This is a genomic window from Actinomadura geliboluensis (assembly GCF_043197915.1).
GTDB lineage: Bacteria > Actinomycetota > Actinomycetes > Streptosporangiales > Streptosporangiaceae > Spirillospora > Spirillospora geliboluensis.
The window spans coordinates 835,598-858,400 of the sequence record NZ_JBICUA010000001.1 but is presented as its reverse complement, the minus strand read 5'-3'; the positions used below and the strand labels follow the sequence as shown (position 1 = coordinate 858,400).

Here is a 22,803-nt window from a genome sequence, read left to right as displayed (position 1 = left end):
CGGGCCGGGCGGCGGCCGGCTCGTCGCCGATGTGATCGTTAAATCGGATGACAGGACGCCAGGCGGATCTTCTAGCCTGGCGTCCTGCATGTCCGGCCCGTCCGCCGTCCGGCGGCGCGGCAGGGAACACGGCGGGTGATCCCCGTCGTTCCAACCAGACAGATCCCGAGGTGATCGACCAGGTGTACGTGGGTGCGCTGACACTCGACCTGCTGCTGGGGGACGTCCGCTCGCTGAAGCAGAAGCGGTCCGTCGTCCGGCCCATCATCGCCGAGGTGCACAAGCACTTCCCGGCGGTGGCCGTCGCCGAGACCGGCGGCAACGACCTGCACCGCAGGGCGGAGATCGGGGTGGCGGTGGTCTCGGGCTCGGCCGCCAACTGCACCCAGGTGCTCGACCAGTGCGAACGCCTGGTGGCCGGACGGCCGGAGATCGAACTGCTGTCCGCCCGCCAGCGGATCTTCCACGACGAGGACTGAACGGCGTCCGCAACGGAGCGCCGGCGGAGTGGAGGACGACGTTCAGTCCCCGTTCGGGGTGTGGGGGTCGTCCCCCACAATGAACCGGACGGCGTCCGGTACGGACCGCCGTCCGGGTGGAGGACGGCGTTCGGTCTTCCCGGTCGGGGGGTGGGGGAGTGCCCCCACAATGGAACTTCGGTGCCGGCGCCGGACCACAGAGGGGTCGGCAGACCATAGAAAGGGAGTGCGATCATGGTGGACGCAGCTCGGGCGCGCAAGCTCGCCGACCGCATCCAGCAGATCGTGGCCGAGATGCTGGAGAGGCGGATCAAGGATCCGCGGCTCGGCTTCGTGACCGTGACGGACACCCGCATCACCAACGACCTGCGCGACGCGACCGTCTACTACACGGTGTACGGGTCGGACGGCGAGCGCGCCGAGACGGCCGCCGCGCTGGAGAGCGCGAAGGGCGTCATCAGGTCGGAGGTGGGCAGGAAGACGGGCGTCCGGCACACGCCCAGCATCACCTTCGTCATGGACTCCCTGATGGAGAACGCGGCCCACATCGACGACCTGCTGGCCAAGGCCCGCGCGAGGGACGCCGAGGTCGCGCGCGCCGCGCAGGACGCGTCCCCGGCCGGTGAGGCGAACCCGTACCGGGAGCCCGCCGCCGACGACGACCTCGACGAGGACGCCGACGACGAGGACGGCCGTTCCCGGCCCCCGTCCTCGTGAACGGCCCCGAGGGCCGCGCGGAGGCCGCGGCCTCCGGGGGGCCGGAGGAGTGCCGGCTGCACGACGCGGACGGCCACGCCGCGGGCGGCCATGACATCGTGCCGCGCGGCGGGGGCGGCGGAGTGCGCGGCCCCGCCGCACCGGCCGCCCCCGCCGCACCGGCCGCCGACCTGGAGTGGGACCGCGCGATCCAGCTGATCCGCGCGGCGGAGGAGATCTGCCTCGTCTGCCATGTGGCGCCGGACGGCGACGCGCTCGGCTCCATGCTGGCGCTCGCGCAGGCGCTCCGCGCGCTCGGCAAGCGGTGCGTGGCCTCGTTCGGGGAGCCGTTCACGGTCCCGGCGATCCTGCGCTTCCTGCCGGGGCAGGAACTGCTGGTGGAGCCCGCCCGGGTGCCCGCCGCCCCGGAGCTGATGATCTCCCTGGACGCGGCCGGCCGGGCGCGGCTCGGCGGCCTCGCCGGGCACGCCGACCGGGCCGGCGCGCTGGTCGTCGTCGACCACCACGCGTCCAACACCGGCTTCGGCGGCGTGCGGCTCGTCGACCCGGACGCCGCGGCCACCGCGGTGCTGGTCGAGGAGCTGATCCGCCGGCTCGGCGTCCCGCTCGACCGCGACATCGCGCAGGGCCTGTACGCGGGGCTCGCCAGCGACACCGGGTCGTTCAAGTACCCGTGCACGACCCCGGAGGTGCACAACCTCGCGGGACGGCTGCTGACGGCGGGCGTCCGGCCCGACGCGGTCAGCCGCGAGCTGTGGGACCGGGCCCCGTTCGGCTACCTGCAGGTGCTCGCGGGCGCGCTGGCGCGGGCCCGGCTGGAGCGCGACGCGGCCGCCGGCCTCGGCCTGGTCTGGACGACGATCGCCCGCTCCGACCGGGCCGCCCGCGACGTCGAGTACGACCAGCTCGAAGGGGTCATCGACCAGCTCAGGCGCACCGACGAGGCCGAGGTCGCGGTGGTGTGCAAGGAGAACGACCGGGGCGAGTGGTACGTCTCCACCCGCTCCAAGGGCGCGATCGACGTCGGCCGCGCCTGCGTGGAGCTCGGCGGCGGCGGGCACAGCACGGCCGCCGCGTTCACCATGGGCGGGGAGCCCGCCGCCATCATCGACCGGCTGCGCGCGGCGCTGCGCGTGCCCGGTGACCTCGACGACTGACCTTTCGGAGCGCGCGTGGACAACTCGGGACTCGTCATCGTGGACAAGCCCGCCGGCTGGACGTCGCACGACGTCGTCGGGAAGATGCGGCGGCTGGCGAAGACCCGCCGGGTCGGGCACGCGGGCACGCTCGACCCGATGGCGACGGGCGTGCTCGTGCTCGGCGTCGGCAAGGCCACCCGCCTCCTCGGCCACCTCGCGCTGACGGAGAAGGGGTACGACGCGACGATCCGCCTGGGGCAGTCGACCAACACCGACGACGCGGAGGGCGAGATCACCGCGACGGCGTCCGCCGCGTCCCTGGCCGACGAGGCGCTGCGCGCGGGCGTCGCGGCGCTGACCGGGCCGATCCAGCAGGTCCCGCCGCAGGTCAGCGCGATCAAGGTGAACGGCGAGCGGGCCTACAAGATGGCACGCAAGGGCGAGGACGTGGCGCTCGCGGCCCGGCCCGTGACCGTGCACTCGTTCGCGGTCACCGACGTGCGGCGCGCGGGCGACCTGATCGACGTGGACGCGTCGGTCGCCTGCTCGTCCGGCACCTACATCCGGGCGCTGGCCCGCGACCTCGGCGCGTCCCTCGGCTGCGGCGGCCACCTGACGGCGCTGCGCCGCACCCGGGTCGGGCCCTACGACCTGGCCATGGCGCGGACCCTCGACCAGTTCGCGGAGAAGCCGGAGATCCTGCCGATGGGCGAGGCGGTCGCCGCGGTGTTCCCGCGCCGGGACGTCTCGGCCGACGACGCCCGCAGGATCGCGCACGGCGGGCGGCTGCCGGCGGCCGGGCTGGGCCCGGGGCCGGTGGGCGTCTTCGCGCCGGACGGGACGCTGCTCGCCCTCGTCGAGGAGCAGGGCGGGCAGGCCAAGCCCCTCGCCGTCTTCGTCCCCTGACCCACCTGGAACGACCCTTCTCGCCTTCTGGCCTTTACCCGTACGCGCTCTACCTCGACCCGGACCCGGGCAATACACCCGTGGTGCGCATCACCGGGTGAAAGTGCTGCGCGAAAACCTACGGGCGCGTAACCTACGAGAGCGTAAGTTACTGAGGCAGGAGGTGTCCGTGACCACTGTGAAGGACCACCCCCCGGTGGCGTCCCCCACCCGGCCGCGGCTGCGCGGCTGGCTGCACCTCGGCGCGTTCCCCGCGGTGCTGGTCGCCGGGCTCGTGCTGGTGGCGCTCGGCCCGAGCGTCCACGCGCGGCTCGCGTCGGCGGTGTACGTGGCGACATCGGGGATGCTGTTCGGGATCTCGGGGACGTACCACCGGCAGCAGTCGCACCGGCTGATCGAGGTGCTGCGCCGGTTCGACCATGCCAACATCTACCTGATCATCGCGGGGACGTACACCCCCTTCGCGGTCGTCGCCCTGGACGGCGGCGTGCGGCTCGCCGTCCTCATCACCGTCTGGACGGGCGCCGTCGCGGGCGTCGTCTTCCGCACCGCCTGGATCGGCGCCCCGCGCGCCCTCTATGTCACCCTCTACATCGTCCTCGGCTGGGTCGCGGTGTTCTTCCTGCCGCAGTTCCTGGACGGCGCCGGCACCGCCGCGTGCGTGCTGGTCGCGGCCGGCGGGATCTGCTACAGCGTCGGAGGCGTCGTCTACGGGCTGCGCCGCCCCGACCCGTCGCCGCGCTGGTTCGGCTTCCACGAGGTGTTCCACGCCTGCACGCTCGCCGCCTACGTCCTGCAGTACATCGCGGTGTCGCTGGTCGTCTACCAGTCCGGCTGACGGGTACCCCTGGGTGCGACCTCGCGGCCCCCGTCATGGCACTCTTGAGGGCGGCAGGAGAATACCGGCAGGCATGCCCTACGCAGGGAGAGAATGGTGCGGCGTTGGAATGGCCTCGACGAGGTTCCCGCGGACTGGGGCCGTTCAGTGATCACCATCGGGGTGTTCGACGGGGTGCACCGCGGCCATCAGCGGATCGTCGGCGCCGCGGCCGAGGAGGCCCGGCGCCGCGGCCTGCGCTCGGTGGTCATCACGTTCGACCCGCACCCCGACGAGGTCGTCCGGCCGGGAACCCATCCGCCGCTGCTCGCCACCACCCGGCGGCGCGTGGAACTGCTGGAGGGGCTCGGCACGGACGCGGTCGCGGTCGTCCCGTTCACCCTTGAGCTGTCCAAGGTGCCGCCGGACGAGTTCGTGCAGTCGGTCCTGGTCGACCGGCTGCACGCCGCCCACGTGATCGTCGGCGAGGACTTCCGCTTCGGCCACAAGGCCAAGGGCGACGTCGCGCTGCTGCGCGAGCTCGGCGAGAAGTACGACTTCACCGCCGAGGGCATGCCGCTCGTGGCGAACGGCGGCACGATCTCCTCCACCTACATCCGGGGCCGGCTCGACGCGGGCGACGTCGGGGCGGCGGCGCAGGCGCTCGGCCGGCCGCACCGCGTGGAGGGCATCGTGGTGCGCGGCCACCGGCGCGGCCGCGCGCTCGGGTTCCCGACGGCGAACCTGGAGACGGCGGCGAACACCGCGATCCCGGCCGACGGCGTCTACGGCGGCTGGCTGGTCTGCGACTCCGAGCGCTACCCGGACTTCCGCTGGCCCGCCGCGATCTCCATCGGGACGAACCCGACGTTCGAGGGCGCGGGGGAGCGGACCGTCGAGGCGTACGCGCTGGACCGCGACGACCTCGCCCTGTACGGCGAGCACATGGCCGTGGACTTCACCGCCCGCATCCGCGACACCCTGAAGTTCGACTCGATCGACGCGCTGATCGAGGAGATGCGCCGGGACGTGGACCGCGCCAGGGAGATCACCTCCGAGTGACCCGGGCGGAGCCCGCGTTTCCGCCGCGTACCCTGCGACAACACCGGTTCTCGCTTCGTGACGGCGCGGGTTTCCGGCATGGTACGGTGAATAGTCGCCGGGAAGGGCCCCGGCGCGGCGAGCTGCACCCTCATGCGGCTTGCCACCCTCTGAAACGCACCATGCGGACCCGTGCGCCCTCCGGGCCCGGATCTGCGGGTGACGATCCCATCGAAGGAGCCACGTGTCGCTCGACACCGCCACGAAGAACCAGATCATCGCCGAGTACGCGACCACTGAGGGTGACACCGGATCCCCGGAGGTCCAGGTCGCGCTGCTGACGCGCCGCATCAACGATCTGACCGAGCACCTCAAGGAGCACAAGCACGACCACCACAGCCGCCGCGGACTGCTGCTGCTGGTCGGCCGTCGCCGCCGCCTCCTGAAGTACCTGAGCAACAAGGACATCAACCGCTACCGGCAGCTGATCGAGCGACTCGGCCTGCGCCGCTAGCACGCTGAGGGAGTGGCCCGCGCGGGCCACTCCCTTCCTTTTACCGGTCGGCGGCCGCCGACCGGTACCCGGCCGCCGGGCCCGCCCAGGCCCCGGCCGCACAACTGCAGACAAGCCTCGCGGACACCGCTGGTGCGGGCCGGTCCTCGGTAGTGGCTTCCGGATCCGTTCCGCCGCATCGGCGGGGGTCTCGATCCGGGTGCTTCGATCGAAGACCGGCAGCGTGACAAGCCACGGGAAACGGCCGCGAGGACCGACATGGAACCCTGAGGAGGTTTCCCGTGACAGAAGCCGTGCGCATCGACGGAGCGCAGAGCACCGAGGCCGTGATCGACAACGGCACCTTCGGCACCCGTACCATCCGCTTCGAGACGGGCCGGCTGGCCCGGCAGGCGGCCGGCTCGGCCGTCGCCTACCTCGACGACGAGACGATGGTGCTGTCGGCGACCACCGCGTCCAAGAAGCCCAAGGACAACCTGGACTTCTTCCCGCTGACCGTGGACGTCGAGGAGCGGATGTACGCGGCCGGGCGCATCCCCGGCTCGTTCTTCCGCCGCGAGGGCCGGCCCTCCGAGGACGCGATCCTCACCTGCCGGCTGATCGACCGGCCGCTGCGCCCGTCGTTCACCAAGGGCCTGCGCAACGAGATCCAGATCGTCGAGACGATCATGGCGCTGCACCCCGACCACCTGTACGACGTCGTGGCGATCAACGCCGCCTCGATGTCCACCCAGCTGGCCGGGCTGCCGTTCTCCGGCCCGATCGGCGGCGTCCGCGTCGCGCTGATCGACGGCCAGTGGGTCGGCTTCCCCACCCACCCCGAGCTGGAGCGCGCCACCTTCGACATGGTCGTCGCCGGCCGCGTGCTGGCGGACGGCGACGTCGCGATCATGATGGTCGAGGCGGAGTCCACCCGCGACACGCTCAAGCTGGTCGGCGAGGGCGCCACCGCCCCGACGGAGGAGACCGTCGCCGAGGGCCTGGAGGCGGCCAAGCCGTTCATCAAGGTGCTCTGCAAGGCGCAGAGCGACCTCGCGGCCGTCGCGGCCAAGGAGACCGCCGAGTACCCGATCTTCCTGGACTACCAGGACGACGTGCTCACCGCCGTCACCGACGCCGTCAGCGGCGACCTGGCGCAGGCGCTCACCATCGCCGGCAAGCAGGAGCGCGAGACCCGGCTCGACGAGATCAAGGCGGCCGCCGCCGAGAAGCTCGCCGAGCAGTTCGAGGGGCGCGAGAAGGAGATCTCCGCCGCCTACCGCGCCGTCACCAAGAAGCTGGTCCGCGAGCGGGTCATCCGCGAGGGGCTGCGCATGGACGGCCGCGGGCTGAAGGACATCCGCCAGCTCACCGCGGAGGCGCACGTCGTCCCGCGCGTGCACGGCTCGGCGCTGTTCGAGCGCGGCGAGACCCAGATCCTCGGCGTGACGACGCTGAACATGCTCCGCATGGAGCAGACGATCGACACGCTGAACCCCGAGCGCACCAAGCGCTACATGCACAACTACAACTTCCCGCCGTACTCCACCGGTGAGACCGGCCGGGTCGGCTCGCCGAAGCGGCGCGAGATCGGGCACGGCGCGCTCGCCGAGCGGGCGCTGATCCCGGTGCTGCCGTCGCGCGAGGAGTTCCCGTACGCGATCCGGCAGGTGTCGGAGGCGCTCGGCTCCAACGGCTCCACCTCGATGGGCTCGGTCTGCGCGTCCACCATGTCGCTGCTGGACGCGGGCGTCCCGCTCAAGCAGATGGTGGCGGGCATCGCGATGGGCCTGATCAACGAGGGCGACGAGTACGTCACGCTCACCGACATCCTCGGCGCCGAGGACGCGTTCGGCGACATGGACTTCAAGGTCGCCGGCACCCGCGACCTGATCACCGCGCTGCAGCTCGACACCAAGCTCGACGGCATCCCCGCCTCGGTGCTGGCCGCCGCGCTGAAGCAGGCCAAGGGCGCCCGCCTGGCGATCCTGGACGTGATGCAGGAGGCCATCGAGGCGCCCGCCGAGATGAGCCCGAACGCGCCGCGGATCATCACGATCAAGGTCCCGGTCGACAAGATCGGCGAGGTCATCGGCCCCAAGGGCAAGATGATCAACTCGATCCAGGACGACACCGGCGCCGACATCACGATCGAGGACGACGGCACCATCTACGTCGGCGCCACCGACGGCCCGTCCGCCGAGGCGGCCCGGCAGGCGATCAACTCGATCGCGAACCCGCACATGCCGGAGGTCGGCGAGCGGTTCCTCGGCACCGTCGTCAAGACCACCACGTTCGGCGCGTTCGTGTCGCTGCTGCCCGGCAAGGACGGCCTGCTGCACGTCTCGCAGATCCGCAAGCTGCACGGCGGCGCCCGGATCGAGAACGTCGAGGACGTGATGGGCGTCGGCGAGAAGATCCAGGTCGAGGTCACCGAGATCGACCAGCGCGGCAAGCTGTCGCTGGTGCCGGTCGAGGTGGTCGAGCGGGAGGCCGCGGAGAAGGGCGACGCCGGTGACGGCGAGGCCCCGGCCGCCGCGGACGACGGCGACTCCGGCGAGCGCCGGGAGCGCCGCGACGAGGGCGGCGGCCGCCCGCGCCGCCGCCGCACCCGCCGCGGTGACGAGTCCGGCCAGCGCAACTCCTGACCCGTGCGACGACCGACCGGCACGCCCTCGGCGGGGGCGTGCCGGTCGGCCGCTTTCTCCGACCTTCCATCGACCGGAATGTGAGCGACACGTGACGCTGCCGGCGCGGGCGCAGGAGCCCGGCACCACCACCACGATCCACACCGACGGGGCCGGCGCGGTGCGCCGCACCGTGCTGCCCGGCGGGCTGCGGATCATCACCGAGACGATGCCGACCGTGCGGTCCGCCGCGTTCGGGATCTGGTCGGCGGTCGGTTCCCGCGACGAGGCGCCCGCCGACGCGGGGGCCAGCCACTACCTGGAGCACGTGCTGTTCAAGGGGACGCGGCGGCGGTCGGCGCTGGAGATCTCCGCGGCGGTCGACGCGGTCGGCGGCGACCTCAACGCGTTCACCGCCAAGGAGTACACCTGCTACTACGCGCGGGTGCTGGACGCCGACCTGCCGCTCGCCGTGGACGTCGTGTCGGACATGGTGGCCGACTCGGTCAACCGGCCCGAGGACGTCGAGGCCGAGCGCGGGGTGATCCTCGAAGAGATCCACATGCGCGACGACGACCCCGGCGACCTCATCCACGACGAGTTCTCCACCGCGCTGTACGGCGACACCCCGCTCGGCCGCCCCATCCTCGGCAGCGAGGACTCGATCAACGCCCTGTCGCGGGACCGCATCCACGGCTACTACCGGGAGCACTACGTCCCGTCCAAGCTGGTGGTGTCGGTCGCCGGGAACATCGACCACGACGAGGTCGTGCGGCTGGTGTCGGAGGCGTTCGCCGAGCACCTGACCGGTGACGCCGAGCCCGCCGCGCCGCGCCTGGACGGGACGCCCGCGCCGGTCGACCCGCGCAGCGTGGTGATCGACAAGGACACCGAGCAGGCGCACATCATCCTCGGCGGCGCCGGGGTGTCGCGCACCGACGACCGCCGGTTCGCGCTCGGCGTGCTGAACGCCGCGCTCGGCGGCGGCATGTCGTCCCGCCTGTTCCAGGAGATCCGGGAGAAGCGGGGCCTCGCCTACTCGGTCTACAGCTACACCGCGCAGTACGCCGACTCCGGCATCTTCGGCGTCTACGCGGGCTGCCAGCCCGCCAAGGCCGAGGAGGTCCTGTCGATCTGCCGGGACGAGCTGGGCCGGGCCGCCGAGGAGTGCCTGACCGCCGAGGAGCTGGAGCGCGGGAAGGGGCAGCTGCGCGGCGCCATGGTCCTCGGCCTGGAGGACACCGGCTCCCGCATGAGCCGCATCGGCAAGAGCGAGCTGGTCTACGAGTCGCTGCTGCCGGTGGACGAGGTGCTGGCCCGCATCGAGGCCGTGACCCTCGACGACGTCCGCGCCATCGCCCGCGAGGTGCTGGCGGGCCCGCAGGCCCTCACCGTGATCGGCCCGGTCGGCGACCGCGACTTCAGCGCGTGACCCTCGTGACCCGCGCGACCCTCGTGACTCGCGAGGGCCGCGTGATCCGTTAGGGATCGGCGCGCCCGGGGTAGACCGGGCCGCGTGAAGATCCTCATCAGGGTGGTCATCGCCGCGATCGCGCTGTGGGTCGCGGAGGCGGCGCTCGACGGCGTCGAGCTCACCGCGGGGAGCACGACCGAGCGCGTGCTCACGCTGCTGGGCGTCGCCGTGATCTTCGGTGTGGTCAACGCCGTGCTGAAGCCCGTGATCCAGGTGCTGGGCTGCGCCTTCTACGTGCTGACGCTCGGGCTGTTCGCGCTGCTGGTGAACGCGGGGCTGCTCATGCTGACGAGCTGGATCGCGGGCGAGCTCGGGCTGCCCTTCCATGTGGAGTGGTTCTGGCCGGCGTTCTGGGGAGGGATCATCATCGGCGTCGTGAGCTGGCTGCTCAACCTGTTCGTCGCCGACGACTGACGGAGGCTTGTTAACCGGACCGGAGTCCGTTACCGTTCTCGGGGTAACCGGACTGCGGTCCGTATGCTTTCCGTCGAGAGGAACCCCCTCATGTCCCGCCTGCTGCACATCTCCGCGTCCCCCCGAGGCGCCGAGTCCGAGTCCCTGGCGATCGCGGAGTCGTTCCTGGACGCCTACCGCGAGGTCCACGGCGACACCGTCGACCACTTCGACCTGTGGGACGGCACCCTCCCCGCGTTCGGCCCGGCCGGCGCCGGCGCCAAGATGACCGTGCTCGCCGGAGGCGACCCGTCCGGCGACCAGGCCGCCGCGTGGCGGGCCGCCCGCGCCGCCTTCGAGCGCTACGACTCCTACGACCGCTACCTGTTCAGCGTCCCGATGTGGAACTCCAGCGTGCCGTACGTCCTCAAGCAGTTCATCGACGTGGTCTCCCAGCCCGGCTGGGTGTTCGCGTTCGACCCGGAGAAGGGCTACAGCGGGCTCCTCCACGGCAAGAGGGCCGCCATCGTGTACACGAGCGCGGTCTACGGGGAGGGCCGCCCGCCAGCGTTCGGCCGCGACCACCAGGCACCTTTCCTGGAGGGCTGGCTGCGCTGGACGGGGGTCACCGACCTCGACACCGTCGAGTTCCGCCCCAACCTCGCCACGGCCGACGCCGAGACCGGGCGCCGCGCCGCCCACGCCGAGGCGCACGAGCTGGGCAAGCGCTTCTGACGATAGGCTCGGGCGGGACGCCAACCGGGAGGAACACGTGACAAAGGTCGGGGTGCTGGGCGCGCAGGGCCGGATGGGCGCCGAGGTGTGCCGTGCCGTGCAGGGGGCCGGCGACATGGAGCTCGTCGCGGCCGTCGACCAGGGCGACGCGCTCGACGCGCTCACCGCCGCCGAGGTCGTCGTCGACTTCACCCACCCCGGCGTCGTCATGGACAACCTCAAGTGGTGCGTGGAGCGCGGCCTGCACGCCGTCGTCGGCACCACCGGGTTCGACCCCTCCCGCCTCGACACGGTCCGCTCCTGGCTGACCGACGACTCGTCGGGGAACGTCCTCATCGCCCCGAACTTCGGGATCGGCGCGGTCCTGATGATGCACTTCGCCCAGCAGGCCGCGCCGTTCTTCGAGTCCGTCGAGATCGTCGAGACGCACCACCCGAACAAGGCCGACGCCCCGTCCGGCACCGCCTACCGCACCGCCGAGCTGGTCGCCGCCGCCCGCGCGGAGGCCGGGGTGGGCGCGTCCCCGGACGCCACCGTCTCCGAGGTCGCGGGCGCCCGCGGCGCCGACGTGGACGGCGTGCGCGTGCACGCGGTCCGCATGTCCGGCGCCGTCGCCCACCAGGAGGTCGTCCTCGGCGGCCACGGCGAGCTGTTCACGATCCGGCACGACGCGATGAACCGCGAGTCGTTCATGCCGGGCGTGCTGCTCGCCGTCCGCAAGGTCCCCGAGCTGGACCGCCTCACCCTCGGCATCGAGACGCTGCTCGGCCTGTGATGGACTTCGCCGCCGACCCCTGGGACTACCTCGGCGCGTCCGAGGCGATCGACATCGAGCACCCGCTCGTCCAGTCGATCGCCGCCGAGCTGCGCACCGGCGACGACATCGCCTACGCCCACGCCGCGTTCGACCACGTCCGCGACAAGGTCGTCCACTCGATGGACGGCGGCGACCCGCGCGTCGTCTGGCGGGCCTCCGACGTCCTGGAGCAGCGGACCGGCCTCTGCTACGCCAAGGCCCATGCCTACGTCGCCCTGCTGCGCGCGGGAGGCGTCCAGGCGGGCCTGTGCTACCAGGAGTCGTCCGGCTTCCTGCACGGCCTCACCGCCGCCCTGGTGGACGACCGGTGGGTCCTGCTCGACCCCCGGGGCAACAAGCCGGGCATCGACGTCCAGTTCTCCCCGTCCGAGCACCGCCTGGCGTTCCCCGACGACCCGGTGCTACCCACGGTCTACGCGGAACCGCCGGAGTCGGTCCTGGAGGGCCTCAAGGCCATGCGCGCGCCCGAGGTCCTCACCGGCCCGCTCCACTGAACCCGCGCCCCGGACGACCCCCCGCGCACGACGGCACCGCGACCGACCCGGTCCTGAGCACCGGCGGGGTTGTGCGGGCCGCCGCGGCGGCTTAGCGTTCGCCGGATGGATGCGACGCTCGCGCGGGACATGTGGAAGGTCATCGAGCCGCTGCACGCGGTGACGTACTTCGCCGAGGAGTGCCTGGCCGCCAACAAGGACGTCGGGCTCAAGGGCTTCTGGATGGGCTACTTCGGCAGCCGGGCCGCACCGCTCGGGGCGGTGCCGGCGGGGGCGGTCGAGGCGGTGTTCTTCGGCTTCCATCCGGCGCGGGTGCGGCGGGCCGTGCCCGACGCGTGGAGCTTCGCGTCGCCGGAGAGCATCCTGCGCGTGCGGGGCGCGGCGGCGGCGCGCACGCTGCGCCGGGTCTATCCGGCGATCGAGGACGTCGCGATGAGGGCCGCGCCGCTCCTGCACGAGGCCGTCCTCGCCGCGGACCCGGGAGGACGCGCCCTGTTCGCGGCCAACCGGGACCTGGACGTCCCCGAGGACCCCGTGGAGGCGCTCTGGCAGGCGGCCACGGCGCTGCGCGAGCACCGCGGCGACGGGCACGTCGCCCTGCTCGCCGGCGAGGGGTTGAGCGGCCTGGAGGCGAACGTGCTGGCGTCCGCCGTCGGCGTCGTCCCGGCGGAGCGGCTGCAGCAGAGCCGGGGATGGTCGCCCGAGGAGTGGGACGCGGCGGCCGGCGCGCTGGCCCGGCGCGGCCTCGTGGCCGGCGGGGAGGCCACGGACGAGGGCCGGGCGCTCAAGGACCGGATCGAGCGGCGCACCGACGAACTGGCCGCGCGCCCGTACGGCGTCCTGGCCGACCCGGAGGCGCTCCGCGCGTCGCTCGTCCCGGCGGCGAAGGCGGCGGCGGGCGAGATGCCCTTCCCCAACCCGATCGGCCTGCCCCGCGTCGGCTAGCGCCCGCCGCGGGGGCTCAGCGGGGCGAGACGGGGTCGGGGAAGCCGTACTTGTGGAAGAGCTTCTGCGCGGTGGGCTTGAGCAGCCACGTGACGAACGCCGCCGCCTCCTCGGGGTGCTCGGAGTCCAGGAGGGGCGCGGCGGGGAAGGCGGCGATGACGTTCTGCTCCGCCGGGATGGCGACGCTGCTCGCCGCCACCCCCGCCGAGCGCAGGTCGGTGATGTAGACGAGCCCCGCGTCGGCCTCCCCGGAGCGGACCTGGTCCAGGACGGCCCGGGACCCGATCTCCTCGGAGTTCCAGTGCACGGTCAGCGCCGACTTCGCGAGGACCTGGCGGGTGTAGCGGCCCACCGGGACCGAGCCCGCGCCGACCACCACGCGCAGCCCCGGGCGCCGCAGGTCGCTCAGCCCCCGGATGCGCTTGGGGTTGCCGGGGCCGACCGCGATGGTGAGCGTGTCGTGCGTGACGATCCGGGGGCGTCCCGCCAGGTGGTCGGCGGCCTCCTCCAGAGCGGCCCGGTCGGCGGTCACCAGCGCGTCGGCGGGGGCGTGGTCCGACAGGCGGTCGACGATCTCCGGGGAGCCGCCGAACACGAACCGCAGCTTCACGCCGGGGTGCTCCTGGTGGTAGGCCGCGCCCATCTCGCCGAAGACCTCGGTCAGGGCGGAGGTGGCGAGGACGGTCAGCGTCACCGGCCCGGACGGGCCGCCGCAGCCCGCGCCGAGGGCGGGCACGGCGAGCGCGGCGAGCAGCACGGACGCGTGGAGGCGCCGCCTACGGGGGGAATGGGGCATATGGCCTCATCCTAAGGTCGGGTCCTTTGCGCGCCCGTGATTCGGCCCTGGCGTGTCAGTGGCGCGCACTAATGTTTGCGGCAACTGGTGATCACGTTCTCGGAGGCCCGACGATGTCCCTCGACCTGATGGAACTGCTGCCCGGCGACTGGCGGGAGCGGCTCGACCCGCTGCTCGACCCGATCGCCACCGCCGCGCTGGGCGCGTTCGTCGCGGGGGAGTACGCCGCGCAGACCGTCTACCCGCCGCGCGACGACCTGTTCAACGCGTTCGGGCACTGCTCGTTCGACGGCACCCGGGTGCTGATCCTCGGGCAGGACCCCTACCACGGCCCCGGCCAGGCGCACGGGCTCAGCTTCAGCGTCCGGGACGGGGTGCGGCTGCCGCCGTCGCTGCGCAACATCTACAAGGAGCTGGCCGCCGACCTCGACGTGCCGGTGGCGGCGTCCGGCGACCTCACCCGCTGGGCCGACCAGGGCGTGCTGCTGCTGAACGCGGTGCTGACCGTCCGCGCGGGCGAGGCGGGCTCGCACGCCGGCAAGGGCTGGGAGGACTTCACCGACGCCGCGATCCGCGCGCTGAACGACAAGAGCGAGCGGGTCGTGTTCGTGCTCTGGGGCGCCTACGCCCGCAAGAAGGCCCGCCTGATCACCGGGCCGCAGCACACCGTGATCGAGTCGGCGCACCCGAGCCCGCTCAGCGCGAAGAAGTTCTTCGGGACGCGCCCGTTCAGCGCGGTCAACAAGGCCCTCGTCGACGCGGGCCTGGCCGAGATCAGCTGGGGGTAGCTCCATCCGGCGGGGGAGCCGGTTCCCCCGGCGGCGGGAGGTGCGCGGCGGCCGCCCCGCGGCATCGTCGTGGGCATGACCGTTACAGCTCATGTGCTCACCGGGCGGACGCGGGCCGCGCGCGGCGGGCCGGGCCGTCTGCGCCTGGCCGTCTGCGCCGCGACGATCGCCGCGTGCGTCCCCTACCTCACCATCAAGATCGCGTGGCTGGCCGGCAGCACGGCCGGCTGGAACGACACCGAGGCGGCGCGGGACTCCGCGCTCTACGTCGGCAACGCGGTCACCATGGTCATGGACGCGATGGCGGTGCTGGTCGCGCTGGCGTTCACGTTCCGGTGGGGCCGGCGCATCCCGGCGTGGCTGGTGCTGGCGCCCATCTGGATCGCGGTCGGGCTGCTCGCGCCGATCGTCCTCTCCGTTCCGCTGGGCACGCTGCTGCAGGCCGTCTTCGCGCCCGATTCGCTGTCGGTCGGTGACAACGCGCTCCAGGGCTGGGTCTACGGCGTCGTCTACGCGGGCTTCACCGGGCAGGGGCTCGGCCTGCTCGCGGCATTCGTCCTGTACGCGCGGGATCGGTGGACCGACGTCTTCACCATCCGCACGCAGGACGTCCCCAAGGGCGCGACCCACCAGCTACAGGTGCTCCTGACGGGCACGGCGAGCGTGTTCGCGGCGGTCTTCGCGGCCGTCCACCTCTTCTGGGCGTTCGGCGGGACGGCGGGGCTCCGCAAGGCCGAGCTGTCCGACCGGAACCTGACCCAGCACCTGAGCGACGGCGTGTGGGGCGTGCTGGCGCTCGCCGGCGCCGCCGCCCTGCTCGCGCTCGTCCAGCGCCGCGGCCGCCCGGCGCGGTTCGTCGTCCCGCTGGCCTTCGCCTGGGTCGGCGCGGCCACCACGTTCGCGTGGTCGCTCTACATGCTCATGGTGATTCTCGGCCAGCCCGGCATGCTGGCGTCCGACACGACCGTGGGGGCGAACCTCACCGCGCTCGCCGGGCTGTTCGCCGGGCTCCTCATGGGGGTCGCGGGCGCGGCCCTGCTCACCGAGCGTCAGAGCGCGAGGCCGATCGCGAGCAGCGCGCCGTAGGCGATCTGGAGCCGGCCGGTCTCGCCCAGCACGGGGATCAGGGCGGGGCCGGCCGCGCCGCTGAGCACCTTCTGCGTCGGCGGCAGCGACAGCGGCGCGGCGAGCAGCGCGAGCAGCGCCCACGGGTGCGGCGCCGCCAGCACCAGCGCGAACATGAACGGCAGCGCGGCGCACGCCGCGTACAGGATGCGGGTCCAGGGGCCGCCGAGCAGCACGGCGAGGGTCCGCTTGCCCGACTCCCGGTCGGTCGGGATGTCGCGCAGGTTGTTGGCGACGAGCAGCGCGCAGGCCAGCAGCCCGATCGGGACCGCCGCCGCCCACGCCTCCCACGGCAGCGCCTCGACCTGGACGTACACCGTCCCGACGACGGCGACGAGGCCGAAGAACACGAACACCGACACCTCGCCCAGGGCGCGGTAGCCGTACGGCGTCTTGCCGCCGGTGTAGAACCAGGCGGCGAGGATCGCGACCGCGCCGACCAGCAGCAGCCACCAGGTCGTCACGGCGGCGAGCACGAGCCCGGCGACCGCGGCGGCGAGGAAGCAGCCGAGCGCGGCGGCGAGGACCTGCTTCGGCGGGGCGGCCTTCGACCCGACGAGGCGGAGCGGCCCGACGCGGTCCTCGTCGGTGCCGCGGATGCCGTCGCTGTAGTCGTTGGAGTAGTTCACCCCGATCTGCAGGACGAGGGCGACGAACCCGGCGAGGGCGGCGCGCCACCAGACGGGCTGGCCCTCGCCGACCGCGACGCCGGTGCCGACGACGACGGGAACGAGGGACGCGGGCAGGGTGCGGGGCCGGGATCCGGCGACCCATTGGGAGAGCGTGGCCACAGTTACCGCTTGTTCTCGTTGGACGACAGGGGGACTACCGCTTCGATTCTCCCCGACGGGGATCACCGCTCGGGCGCAGCCGCAGCGACGCGGCGAGCCCGAGCGCGAGGATCGCCGCGGTGGTGAGCGCCGCGTGCCGGGTGGCGGCGGCGAGGCTGGCGTCGGCCGCGCGGGCCTCCGCCGCCAGTCCGGGGGCGGCGTGCAGGTCGCGGCCGTAGGTGCCGGCGCTCTCCCGCAGGTCGTGCGCCATCGCGGCCTGCCGCGCGGGCGGCAGCGCGGACTCCGCGGCCAGCCGGTCGGTCATCGCGTGCCCGAGGCCGGTGGCGAACACCGTCCCGATCGCGGCGATGCCGAGGGCCGCGCCGACCTGCCGGGCCGTCGACTGGGTGCCGGACGCCTGCCCGGACTGCTCCGGCGGGACGTCCGCGAGGGACACGTTCGTCAGCTGCGCCGACGTGAGGCCGAGGCCGATCCCGTACAGCAGCATCCAGGGCGCGAGCCCGAGCCCGCCGGTCGTCGCCGACACGGTGAGGGCCAGCCCGAGCACCGCGGCGACCTCCAGGACCATGCCGGCCTGGACGACCCGGTGCGCGCCGCGCCTGTTCGCGAGCCGGCCCGCGTACCCGCCGGACAGGAACGCGCCGACCGCGAGCGGCAGGATCGCGATGCTGATCTGCAGCGGCCCGGTGCCGTGCACGCCCAGCAGGAACAGCGGGAGGACGAACAGCAGCCCCAGCTCGCCGACGTTGATGAGCGCGGACGCCAGGTTGCCGCGCCGGAAGTTCGGGATGCGGAACAGGGACATGTCGAGCATCACCGGCCGCCCGGCCGCCGCCCTGGACCGCTCCACGACGACCAGTGCGGCCAGGAGCACCGCGCCGAGCGCGAGGACCACCGGGACGGGCGACAGGCCCGTCTCCGGCCAGTGGAACCCGGCCAGCGAGAACGGGCGCGTCGCGGCCCACCAGCCGTACGTCTGCCCCTCGATGATCCCGCAGACGAGGGCGCCGAGCCCGAGCGCGGACAGCAGCCCGCCCGGCCAGTCGATCTCGCGGCGGGCGCTCCCGCCGCCCGGCCGCCGGGTCTCCGGCATCAGCCGCAGCGCCGCGGCGATGAGCACGGCGCCGAGCGGCAGGTTGATGCCGAACGCCCAGCGCCAGCCGCCGCCGGCCGCGACGGCGCCGCCGAGCAGCGGGCCGAGCGCGGCCATGCCGCTGATCATCGAGCCCCAGACGCCGAACGCGACGGCCCGGTCCCGCCCGGTGAAGACCGTGTTCAGCGTGGACAGCGCGGCCGGCATGACCATCGAGGCGCCGACGCCCTGCAGCGCCCGCGCGCCGATCAGGCCCGACCCGTCCCCGGCGAGCGCGGCGGCGACGCTCGCCGCCGCGAACACCGCGGTGCCGAGCGCGAACATGCGGCGCCGTCCGAACAGGTCGCCGGCCCGCCCGAACGGGATCAGCAGCGCCGCGAACACCAGCGCGTAGACGGAGGTGACCCATTCGGCGTCGGTGGTGGTGAGGCCCAGGTCCGCGACGATCCGGGGGAGCAGCACGCCGACGATCGTGGCGTCCACGATGATCAGCGAGACGCCGAGGCTGATGACGGCCATCACGAGTCGGCGGTGCCGGACGGCGGGCACAGCCGCGGCGGGGCGCGGCGGTGTCAGGGAGAGGGACTCGGGCACGACCTCAAAGATATTGCGGGGCCGCGGGTGCACCTCACCGACCCCTGGTTAGCGGCGGGGACGGGCGCGGCGCGCGCCCGTCAGGCGCTGATGTCGGTGTGCAGCCGGATCTGCCGGACGGGCTCGCCCATGTCGAGCGTGCGGGCCGTGCCGTCGGGGCCCCAGCCGGCCGAGCCGAGGAACGTCCGGGTGACCTCGTCGTCCTCGAAGACCCAGCTGACGAGGGTGGTGAAGCCGTCCTCGCGGAGCAGGTCGGCGGTCGCGGCGAGCAGCCGGCTGCCGTGCCCGGCGCGGGCGTGCGGCGGGTCGACCAGCAACGTGATCAGCTCCGCGGTGGCGGCGGCGTCGAGGTCGGCGTCCTCGGCGGGGCCGTGCGCGGCGAACCCCACGACCAGGTCGGACGCGACCGCGACCAGCAGCCGGTGCCGGGGGCTCGGCGGCGCGGCGGCCGCCTCCGCCCACCGGTCCCGCCACGCCTCGACGGCGTCGGGCGCGGTCACCCGGTCGAGGACGCCGGCGGGCAGCAGTTCGCGGTACCCGTGCCGCCACGCCCGCACCTGGATGGCGGCGACGGCGGCCGCGTCCGCCCGGCGCGCGGGCCGCACCCCCACATCGGCCATGCCGTCCCCCCGTCCTCGGTCGGAAATCCGCCGCCCACCCTAGCGAGCCGCGGGGCGGCGGCGAGCCCGGTAGGCGCGGGTCTTGGTGCGGTTGCCGCAGACGCGCATCGAGCACCAGGCGCGGGACCGGTTCTTGGACGTGTCGAGGAACGCCCAGCGGCAGGTGTCCTCCTGGCAGACCTTCAGCCGCGGCCACGTCCCGGCGGCGACCGCGTCCATGATCGCGGCGGCGACGCGGGCGAGGCCGGCGGCGGCCGTGCCGGGCGGGTCGAGCGGGACGAGCGCGGGGCGCGGCCCGGCGAGCGAGATCCGCAGCGGGAGGGCGGCGAGGGCGCCGTCCAGGCCGGCGGGGAAGTCGGCCTGCAGCGGCCCGTGGTGCGCGGCCATGGCCTCGCGGAGCCCCTCGCGGAGCACGGTCGCGGCGTGCACGTCGGCGTCGCCGGCCGCCGTGCCCGCGGGGACGAGGTCCCGTTCGGCCAGCCACGCGGCGAGGCCGGCGGGCGTGGCGATCCCGTCGGCCGCGGAGTCGATGTCGAGCGTGTTGACGAAGTCCGCCAGCAGCAGCGCGGGGTCTGGTGCGGGGTGCGCGTCGGTCATGACTTCTCCTGCTCGTCCAAGGAGAACTCTATCCGAGTTTCGACACCGTCATTCCTGTTTGACCGGTTGCATGGTGGCGACACCGGCGTTACGGTTTAGATGGTGTCAACGTCAGGAGGACGAGATGAACCAGCTGCCGTACCTGGCCGGCCTCGCCATGCGGCACGCCTGGGCGGAGCGCGAGTTCGCACGGCTGCACGCCGACCTCGTGGAGGCGCGGCTGAAGGCCCGCGCCCGCGACGCCGAGCGCGCCGCCCGGATCCGCCGCTGGCTGCTCGGCGGCGTGCCGGAGCGGTTCACCACCCGGCGCCGCCCCGTCCCGCCGTCCCGGCCGGCGCCCGGCTGCCGCCGCGCGGCCGCCCGCTCAGCCCACGTCCCGCGAACCGCCGGAGGATTCCGATGACCGATGTGACCCCGAAGGTGACCACGCTCGTCTTCGACTGCGCCGACCTCGACGCCATGGCCGCCTTCTGGGGCGGGCTGCTCGGCATGAAGACGACCTCGCGCGAGGACGACTGGCTCGACCTGGAGCCGCTCGCCGGGGAGGGGCCGGTGCTGGCGTTCCAGCTCGTCCCCGAGGGCAAGGCGGTCAAGAACCGGCTGCACCTCGACCTGGACGTGCCCGACATCCGCGCGGCGGGGGAGCGGGCGCGGCGGCTCGGCGCCGTCCCGGACGGGGAGCCGATGGGCAACCCGGAGCGGCCCTTCCAGGTCTGGCACGACCCCGAGGGCAACGAGTTCTGCCTCTGCACGGCCTGATCGAGCGCCGCCGGCCGGGCCGCCCGCGCCCGGCCGGCCGGCGCCGGCTCACGACCCGAGGACGGTCGCGAGGCGGCGCACGCCCTCGGCCAGCTCCGGCTCCCCGGCCGCCGTCCCGTAGCTGAGCCGCAGGTACGGGGCGGGGGCCTCGGCGGGGAAGAACGGCCGGCCCGCGCTGACCAGGACCCCGGCGCGCAGCGCGGCCTCGGCCACGGCCGCGTCGTCGGCGCCGTCCGGCAGCCGGGCCCACACGTGCAGGCCGCCCGCCGGGCGGTTCACCCGCAGCTCCGGCAGGTCGCGGGCGAGCGCGCCGAGCAGCGCGTCCCGGCGCGCCGGCAGCGCCGCACGGACGGCTCGCAGATGGCGCGGCCAGCCCGGCGAGCTGACGAGTTCGAGCAGCGTCTCCTGGAGCGGCCGGGCCGGGAAGAACTCCTCGACGAGCTGCGTCGCGCGGATCCGCGCGGCCACCGGCCCCCGGGCGGCCACCGCCGCGATCCGCAGGCTGGGCGCGGTCGCCTTCGTCAGCGACGCGATGTGCACGACGCGGCCGTCGGCGTCGTCGGCGATCAGCGGCGGCGGGGGCGGGACGATGCCGAGGTGCCGGGCGAAGTCGTCCTCCACCACGAAGGCGCCCGCCGCCCGCGCCACGTCCAGCACCCGCGCGCGCCGCTCGGCGCTCAGCACCGCCCCGGTCGGGTTGTGGAAGGCCGGCTGGCAGTACAGGACGCGCGCGCCGCTCAGCGCGAACGCCTCGGCGAGCAGGTCGGGGCGGATCCCGTCCGCGTCCATCGGGACCGGCACCGGGTGCAGCCCGCTCGCCCGCGCGACCGACAGCACGCCGAGGTAGGTCGGCGACTCCACCAGCAGGGGCGCGCCGGGCGGCAGCAGCGCCCGCAGCACCGTCGTCAGCGACTGCTGGCCGCCGCTGGTGATCAGCACGTCGGCGGGGGTGACGGCGCCGCCGATCGTCCGGGCGAACCAGGCGCGCAGCTCCGGCAGCCCGCCGAGCGGCGGCATCGCCCAGGCGTCCGGGCGCCGGGCGGCCCGCGCCGCCGCCGTGGCGAGCGCCCGGACCGGCTGCAGCGCGGGGTGCGGGTAGCCGCCGCTGAGCGGCACCACGCCGTCGGGCGGCGGGGTGAGCAGCCACGACACGCCGGACGGGTCGACGGCGCGGTCGCCGAGCGTCACCGCCTGCCAGCCGAAGTCGGCGGGCTCGGCTGCGGGCCGGCGCCGCTCGGCGGTGAACGCACCGCTACCCGGACGCGTCACCACCAGCCCCTCGGCGGACAGCTGCCCGAGGGCCCGCGACACCGTGACCGGACTGACCCGGTGCCGCTCCACCAGCGCACGGCTCGACGGCAGCCGCTCGCCGGGGTTCATGCGGCGGACGTCGGCGCGCAGCGTGTCGGCGAGCGCCGCCACACTGCTATCGTCTTTCATGAAGACTAAGGATAGCGCTACTGTCACCGCGCCGATAGCGGACGCCCCTCGCGGAGCGGGTCTCCGGCTCGCCGCGCTCGGCGTCCTGGCCTTCTCGTTCACCCTCCCGGGCACGGTCTTCGCGCTGGACGGGCTCGACCCGTACCTGGTCGGCGTCGGCCGCTCCGCCGCCGCGGCCGTCCTCGCCGCCGTCGCGCTGCTGGCGGTGCGCGCCCGCCCGCCGCGGCGCGACCAGTGGGCCGGGCTCGCGGTCGCCGCCGCCGGGGTGGTGTTCGGGTTCCCGGTGCTGTCCACGCTCGCGCTCGACCAGGGCGCCTCCTCCGCGCACGCGGCCGTCGTGGTCGGGCTGCTGCCCGCCGCCACCGCCGTGTGCGGCGTGCTGCGCGCGGGGGAGCGGCCCTCCGGGGCGTTCTGGCTCGCGGGCGCGGCGGGCACCGCCTGCGTCACCGGCTTCACCGCGGTCCGCGGCGGCGGCCACTTCACCCCCGCCGACCTGCTGCTGTTCGGCGCCCTCGTGGCCGCCGCCGCCGGGTACACCGAGGGCGGGCGGCTGGCCCGGGACATGCCCGGCTGGCGCGTGATCTCCTGGGCGCTGCTGCTGGCCGCGCCGATCACCGTCCCGGTCACCGGATGGCTGCTCGCCGCGACCGATCCCGTGTGGACGGGACGCGCCGTGCTCGGCTTCGGCTACGTCGCCGCCGTCTCCGCCTACCTGGGCTTCTTCGCCTGGTACGAGGGCCTCGCGCGGGCCGGGATCGCGCGCGGCGGCCAGGTGCAGCTCGCGCAGCCGATGCTGACCCTGCTCTGGTCCGGGCTCCTGCTCGGCGAGGCGGTCGACGCCGCGACCGCGCTGGCCGCCGTCGCCGTGCTGGTCTGCGTGGCGCTCACCCAGCGCGCCCGCGTGCGGATCAGTCCTTGACGATCTGGGCCAGCAGCGTCACGACGCCGACGCCGACGCCGATCGGGATCGCGAACCGCGGGGCGGCGGCGGTGAGGACCGCCGCGCCGATCGCCACGATGATGATCACTAGGGCCCGCGTGCTGATCAGGGGCCGCGGCTGCCCGTGCTCGGGGGACACCTGCTCCGGCGGCACATGCTCCGGTGGTACTCGCATGCCGGTTC

Annotated in this window: 26 protein-coding genes; 19 read left to right on the top strand and 7 right to left on the bottom strand. The window is 74.0% G+C overall.

The window, feature by feature from the left end:
• Positions 1 to 170: 170 nt before the first annotated feature.
• From ACGFI1_RS04045 to ACGFI1_RS03980, 14 genes are all read left to right on the top strand, one after another.
• Positions 171 to 479, top strand: coding sequence for a DUF503 domain-containing protein (locus ACGFI1_RS04045; RefSeq protein WP_254715152.1), 309 nt, complete (start codon positions 171 to 173; stop codon positions 477 to 479).
• A 234-nt stretch (positions 480 to 713) separates the two neighbouring features.
• Positions 714 to 1,196 (top strand): 30S ribosome-binding factor RbfA, encoded by a 483-nt coding sequence (gene rbfA / locus ACGFI1_RS04040; protein WP_138633469.1) that lies wholly within the window; start codon positions 714 to 716, stop codon positions 1,194 to 1,196.
• Positions 1,193 to 2,353 (top strand): DHH family phosphoesterase, encoded by a 1,161-nt coding sequence (locus ACGFI1_RS04035; protein ID WP_386867137.1) that lies wholly within the window; start codon positions 1,193 to 1,195, stop codon positions 2,351 to 2,353. The genes rbfA and ACGFI1_RS04035 overlap by 4 nt, the downstream gene beginning before the upstream one ends.
• 15 nt (positions 2,354 to 2,368) lie before the next feature.
• Positions 2,369 to 3,241 carry a tRNA pseudouridine(55) synthase TruB gene (gene truB, locus ACGFI1_RS04030; protein ID WP_392782687.1) on the top strand — a complete coding sequence of 291 codons (873 nt, stop codon included), beginning with the start codon at positions 2,369 to 2,371 and terminating at the stop codon, positions 3,239 to 3,241.
• Positions 3,242 to 3,410: 169 nt separating this feature from the next.
• Positions 3,411 to 4,079: a PAQR family membrane homeostasis protein TrhA gene (gene trhA / locus ACGFI1_RS04025; RefSeq protein WP_240807142.1), complete on the top strand. Its 669-nt coding sequence runs from the start codon at positions 3,411 to 3,413 to the stop codon at positions 4,077 to 4,079.
• Between the two features lie 96 nt (positions 4,080 to 4,175).
• Entirely contained in the window at positions 4,176 to 5,120 is a 945-nt protein-coding gene (locus ACGFI1_RS04020) for a bifunctional riboflavin kinase/FAD synthetase (RefSeq protein ID WP_392782683.1), read from the top strand.
• 223 nt (positions 5,121 to 5,343) lie between these two features.
• Complete coding sequence (gene rpsO, locus ACGFI1_RS04015) at positions 5,344 to 5,613, top strand: 30S ribosomal protein S15 (protein WP_021599383.1); 270 nt, start codon at positions 5,344 to 5,346, stop codon at positions 5,611 to 5,613.
• A 299-nt stretch (positions 5,614 to 5,912) separates the two neighbouring features.
• The gene (locus ACGFI1_RS04010) at positions 5,913 to 8,240 is read left to right on the top strand and encodes a polyribonucleotide nucleotidyltransferase (RefSeq protein ID WP_387067984.1); all 2,328 of its coding nucleotides are present in this window, start codon (positions 5,913 to 5,915) and stop codon (positions 8,238 to 8,240) included.
• 91 nt (positions 8,241 to 8,331) lie between these two features.
• Positions 8,332 to 9,651 carry a M16 family metallopeptidase gene (locus tag ACGFI1_RS04005; RefSeq protein WP_138633459.1) on the top strand — a complete coding sequence of 440 codons (1,320 nt, stop codon included), beginning with the start codon at positions 8,332 to 8,334 and terminating at the stop codon, positions 9,649 to 9,651.
• 84 nt (positions 9,652 to 9,735) lie between these two features.
• Complete coding sequence (locus ACGFI1_RS04000) at positions 9,736 to 10,107, top strand: phage holin family protein (RefSeq protein WP_387067654.1); 372 nt, start codon at positions 9,736 to 9,738, stop codon at positions 10,105 to 10,107.
• A gap of 90 nt (positions 10,108 to 10,197) precedes the next feature.
• Positions 10,198 to 10,821, top strand: coding sequence for an FMN-dependent NADH-azoreductase (locus tag ACGFI1_RS03995; protein WP_392782678.1), 624 nt, complete (start codon positions 10,198 to 10,200; stop codon positions 10,819 to 10,821).
• Between the two features lie 37 nt (positions 10,822 to 10,858).
• A complete protein-coding gene (gene dapB, locus ACGFI1_RS03990) occupies positions 10,859 to 11,596 on the top strand; it encodes a 4-hydroxy-tetrahydrodipicolinate reductase (protein WP_364553815.1) in 738 nt (245 codons plus the stop codon).
• The gene (locus ACGFI1_RS03985; RefSeq protein WP_392782675.1) at positions 11,596 to 12,132 is read left to right on the top strand and encodes a transglutaminase-like domain-containing protein; all 537 of its coding nucleotides are present in this window, start codon (positions 11,596 to 11,598) and stop codon (positions 12,130 to 12,132) included. The genes dapB and ACGFI1_RS03985 overlap by 1 nt, the downstream gene beginning before the upstream one ends.
• A 105-nt stretch (positions 12,133 to 12,237) precedes the next feature.
• Entirely contained in the window at positions 12,238 to 13,077 is an 840-nt protein-coding gene (locus tag ACGFI1_RS03980; protein ID WP_392782672.1) for an SCO6745 family protein, read from the top strand.
• A 16-nt stretch (positions 13,078 to 13,093) separates the two neighbouring features.
• Here ACGFI1_RS03980 and modA read toward each other — a convergent pair whose 3' ends face one another.
• On the bottom strand, positions 13,094 to 13,873 hold the full coding sequence (gene modA, locus ACGFI1_RS03975) for a molybdate ABC transporter substrate-binding protein (protein WP_392782669.1): 780 nt from the start codon (positions 13,871 to 13,873) through the stop codon (positions 13,094 to 13,096).
• A gap of 113 nt (positions 13,874 to 13,986) precedes the next feature.
• On the opposite strand from modA, the gene ACGFI1_RS03970 reads away from it, so the two are divergent.
• Both ACGFI1_RS03970 and ACGFI1_RS03965 read left to right on the top strand, forming a co-directional pair.
• Entirely contained in the window at positions 13,987 to 14,661 is a 675-nt protein-coding gene (locus tag ACGFI1_RS03970; protein WP_138633439.1) for a uracil-DNA glycosylase, read from the top strand.
• 75 nt (positions 14,662 to 14,736) lie between these two features.
• Positions 14,737 to 15,747, top strand: a complete 1,011-nt coding sequence (locus ACGFI1_RS03965; protein ID WP_387067646.1) for a hypothetical protein — start codon at positions 14,737 to 14,739, stop codon at positions 15,745 to 15,747.
• On the opposite strand, the gene ACGFI1_RS03960 is transcribed toward ACGFI1_RS03965, so the two are convergent.
• From ACGFI1_RS03960 to ACGFI1_RS03945, 4 genes are all read right to left on the bottom strand, one after another.
• A complete protein-coding gene (locus ACGFI1_RS03960; protein ID WP_392782662.1) occupies positions 15,711 to 16,577 on the bottom strand; it encodes a 1,4-dihydroxy-2-naphthoate polyprenyltransferase in 867 nt (288 codons plus the stop codon). The two genes, ACGFI1_RS03965 and ACGFI1_RS03960, sit on opposite strands and share 37 nt — an antisense overlap.
• 34 nt (positions 16,578 to 16,611) lie before the next feature.
• Complete coding sequence (locus ACGFI1_RS03955) at positions 16,612 to 18,264, bottom strand: MFS transporter (RefSeq protein WP_392782659.1); 1,653 nt, start codon at positions 18,262 to 18,264, stop codon at positions 16,612 to 16,614.
• 80 nt (positions 18,265 to 18,344) lie between these two features.
• Positions 18,345 to 18,884, bottom strand: coding sequence for a GNAT family N-acetyltransferase (locus ACGFI1_RS03950; protein WP_364553806.1), 540 nt, complete (start codon positions 18,882 to 18,884; stop codon positions 18,345 to 18,347).
• Positions 18,885 to 18,923: 39 nt separating this feature from the next.
• On the bottom strand, positions 18,924 to 19,481 hold the full coding sequence (locus ACGFI1_RS03945) for a CGNR zinc finger domain-containing protein (protein ID WP_392737373.1): 558 nt from the start codon (positions 19,479 to 19,481) through the stop codon (positions 18,924 to 18,926).
• A 124-nt stretch (positions 19,482 to 19,605) separates the two neighbouring features.
• On the opposite strand from ACGFI1_RS03945, the gene ACGFI1_RS03940 reads away from it, so the two are divergent.
• Together ACGFI1_RS03940 and ACGFI1_RS03935 are read left to right on the top strand one after the other, a co-directional pair.
• A complete protein-coding gene (locus ACGFI1_RS03940; protein WP_392782654.1) occupies positions 19,606 to 19,884 on the top strand; it encodes a hypothetical protein in 279 nt (92 codons plus the stop codon).
• Entirely contained in the window at positions 19,881 to 20,240 is a 360-nt protein-coding gene (locus ACGFI1_RS03935; protein ID WP_171068822.1) for a VOC family protein, read from the top strand. The genes ACGFI1_RS03940 and ACGFI1_RS03935 overlap by 4 nt, the downstream gene beginning before the upstream one ends.
• Positions 20,241 to 20,288: 48 nt before the next feature.
• On the opposite strand, the gene ACGFI1_RS03930 is transcribed toward ACGFI1_RS03935, so the two are convergent.
• Positions 20,289 to 21,680 (bottom strand): aminotransferase-like domain-containing protein, encoded by a 1,392-nt coding sequence (locus tag ACGFI1_RS03930; protein ID WP_392782650.1) that lies wholly within the window; start codon positions 21,678 to 21,680, stop codon positions 20,289 to 20,291.
• On the opposite strand from ACGFI1_RS03930, the gene ACGFI1_RS03925 reads away from it, so the two are divergent.
• A complete protein-coding gene (locus ACGFI1_RS03925) occupies positions 21,679 to 22,599 on the top strand; it encodes a DMT family transporter (protein ID WP_386867113.1) in 921 nt (306 codons plus the stop codon). The two genes, ACGFI1_RS03930 and ACGFI1_RS03925, sit on opposite strands and share 2 nt — an antisense overlap.
• Here the strand turns inward: ACGFI1_RS03925 and ACGFI1_RS03920 are convergent.
• A complete protein-coding gene (locus ACGFI1_RS03920; RefSeq protein ID WP_138633416.1) occupies positions 22,589 to 22,795 on the bottom strand; it encodes a hypothetical protein in 207 nt (68 codons plus the stop codon). The two genes, ACGFI1_RS03925 and ACGFI1_RS03920, sit on opposite strands and share 11 nt — an antisense overlap.
• Positions 22,796 to 22,803 lie beyond the last annotated feature (8 nt).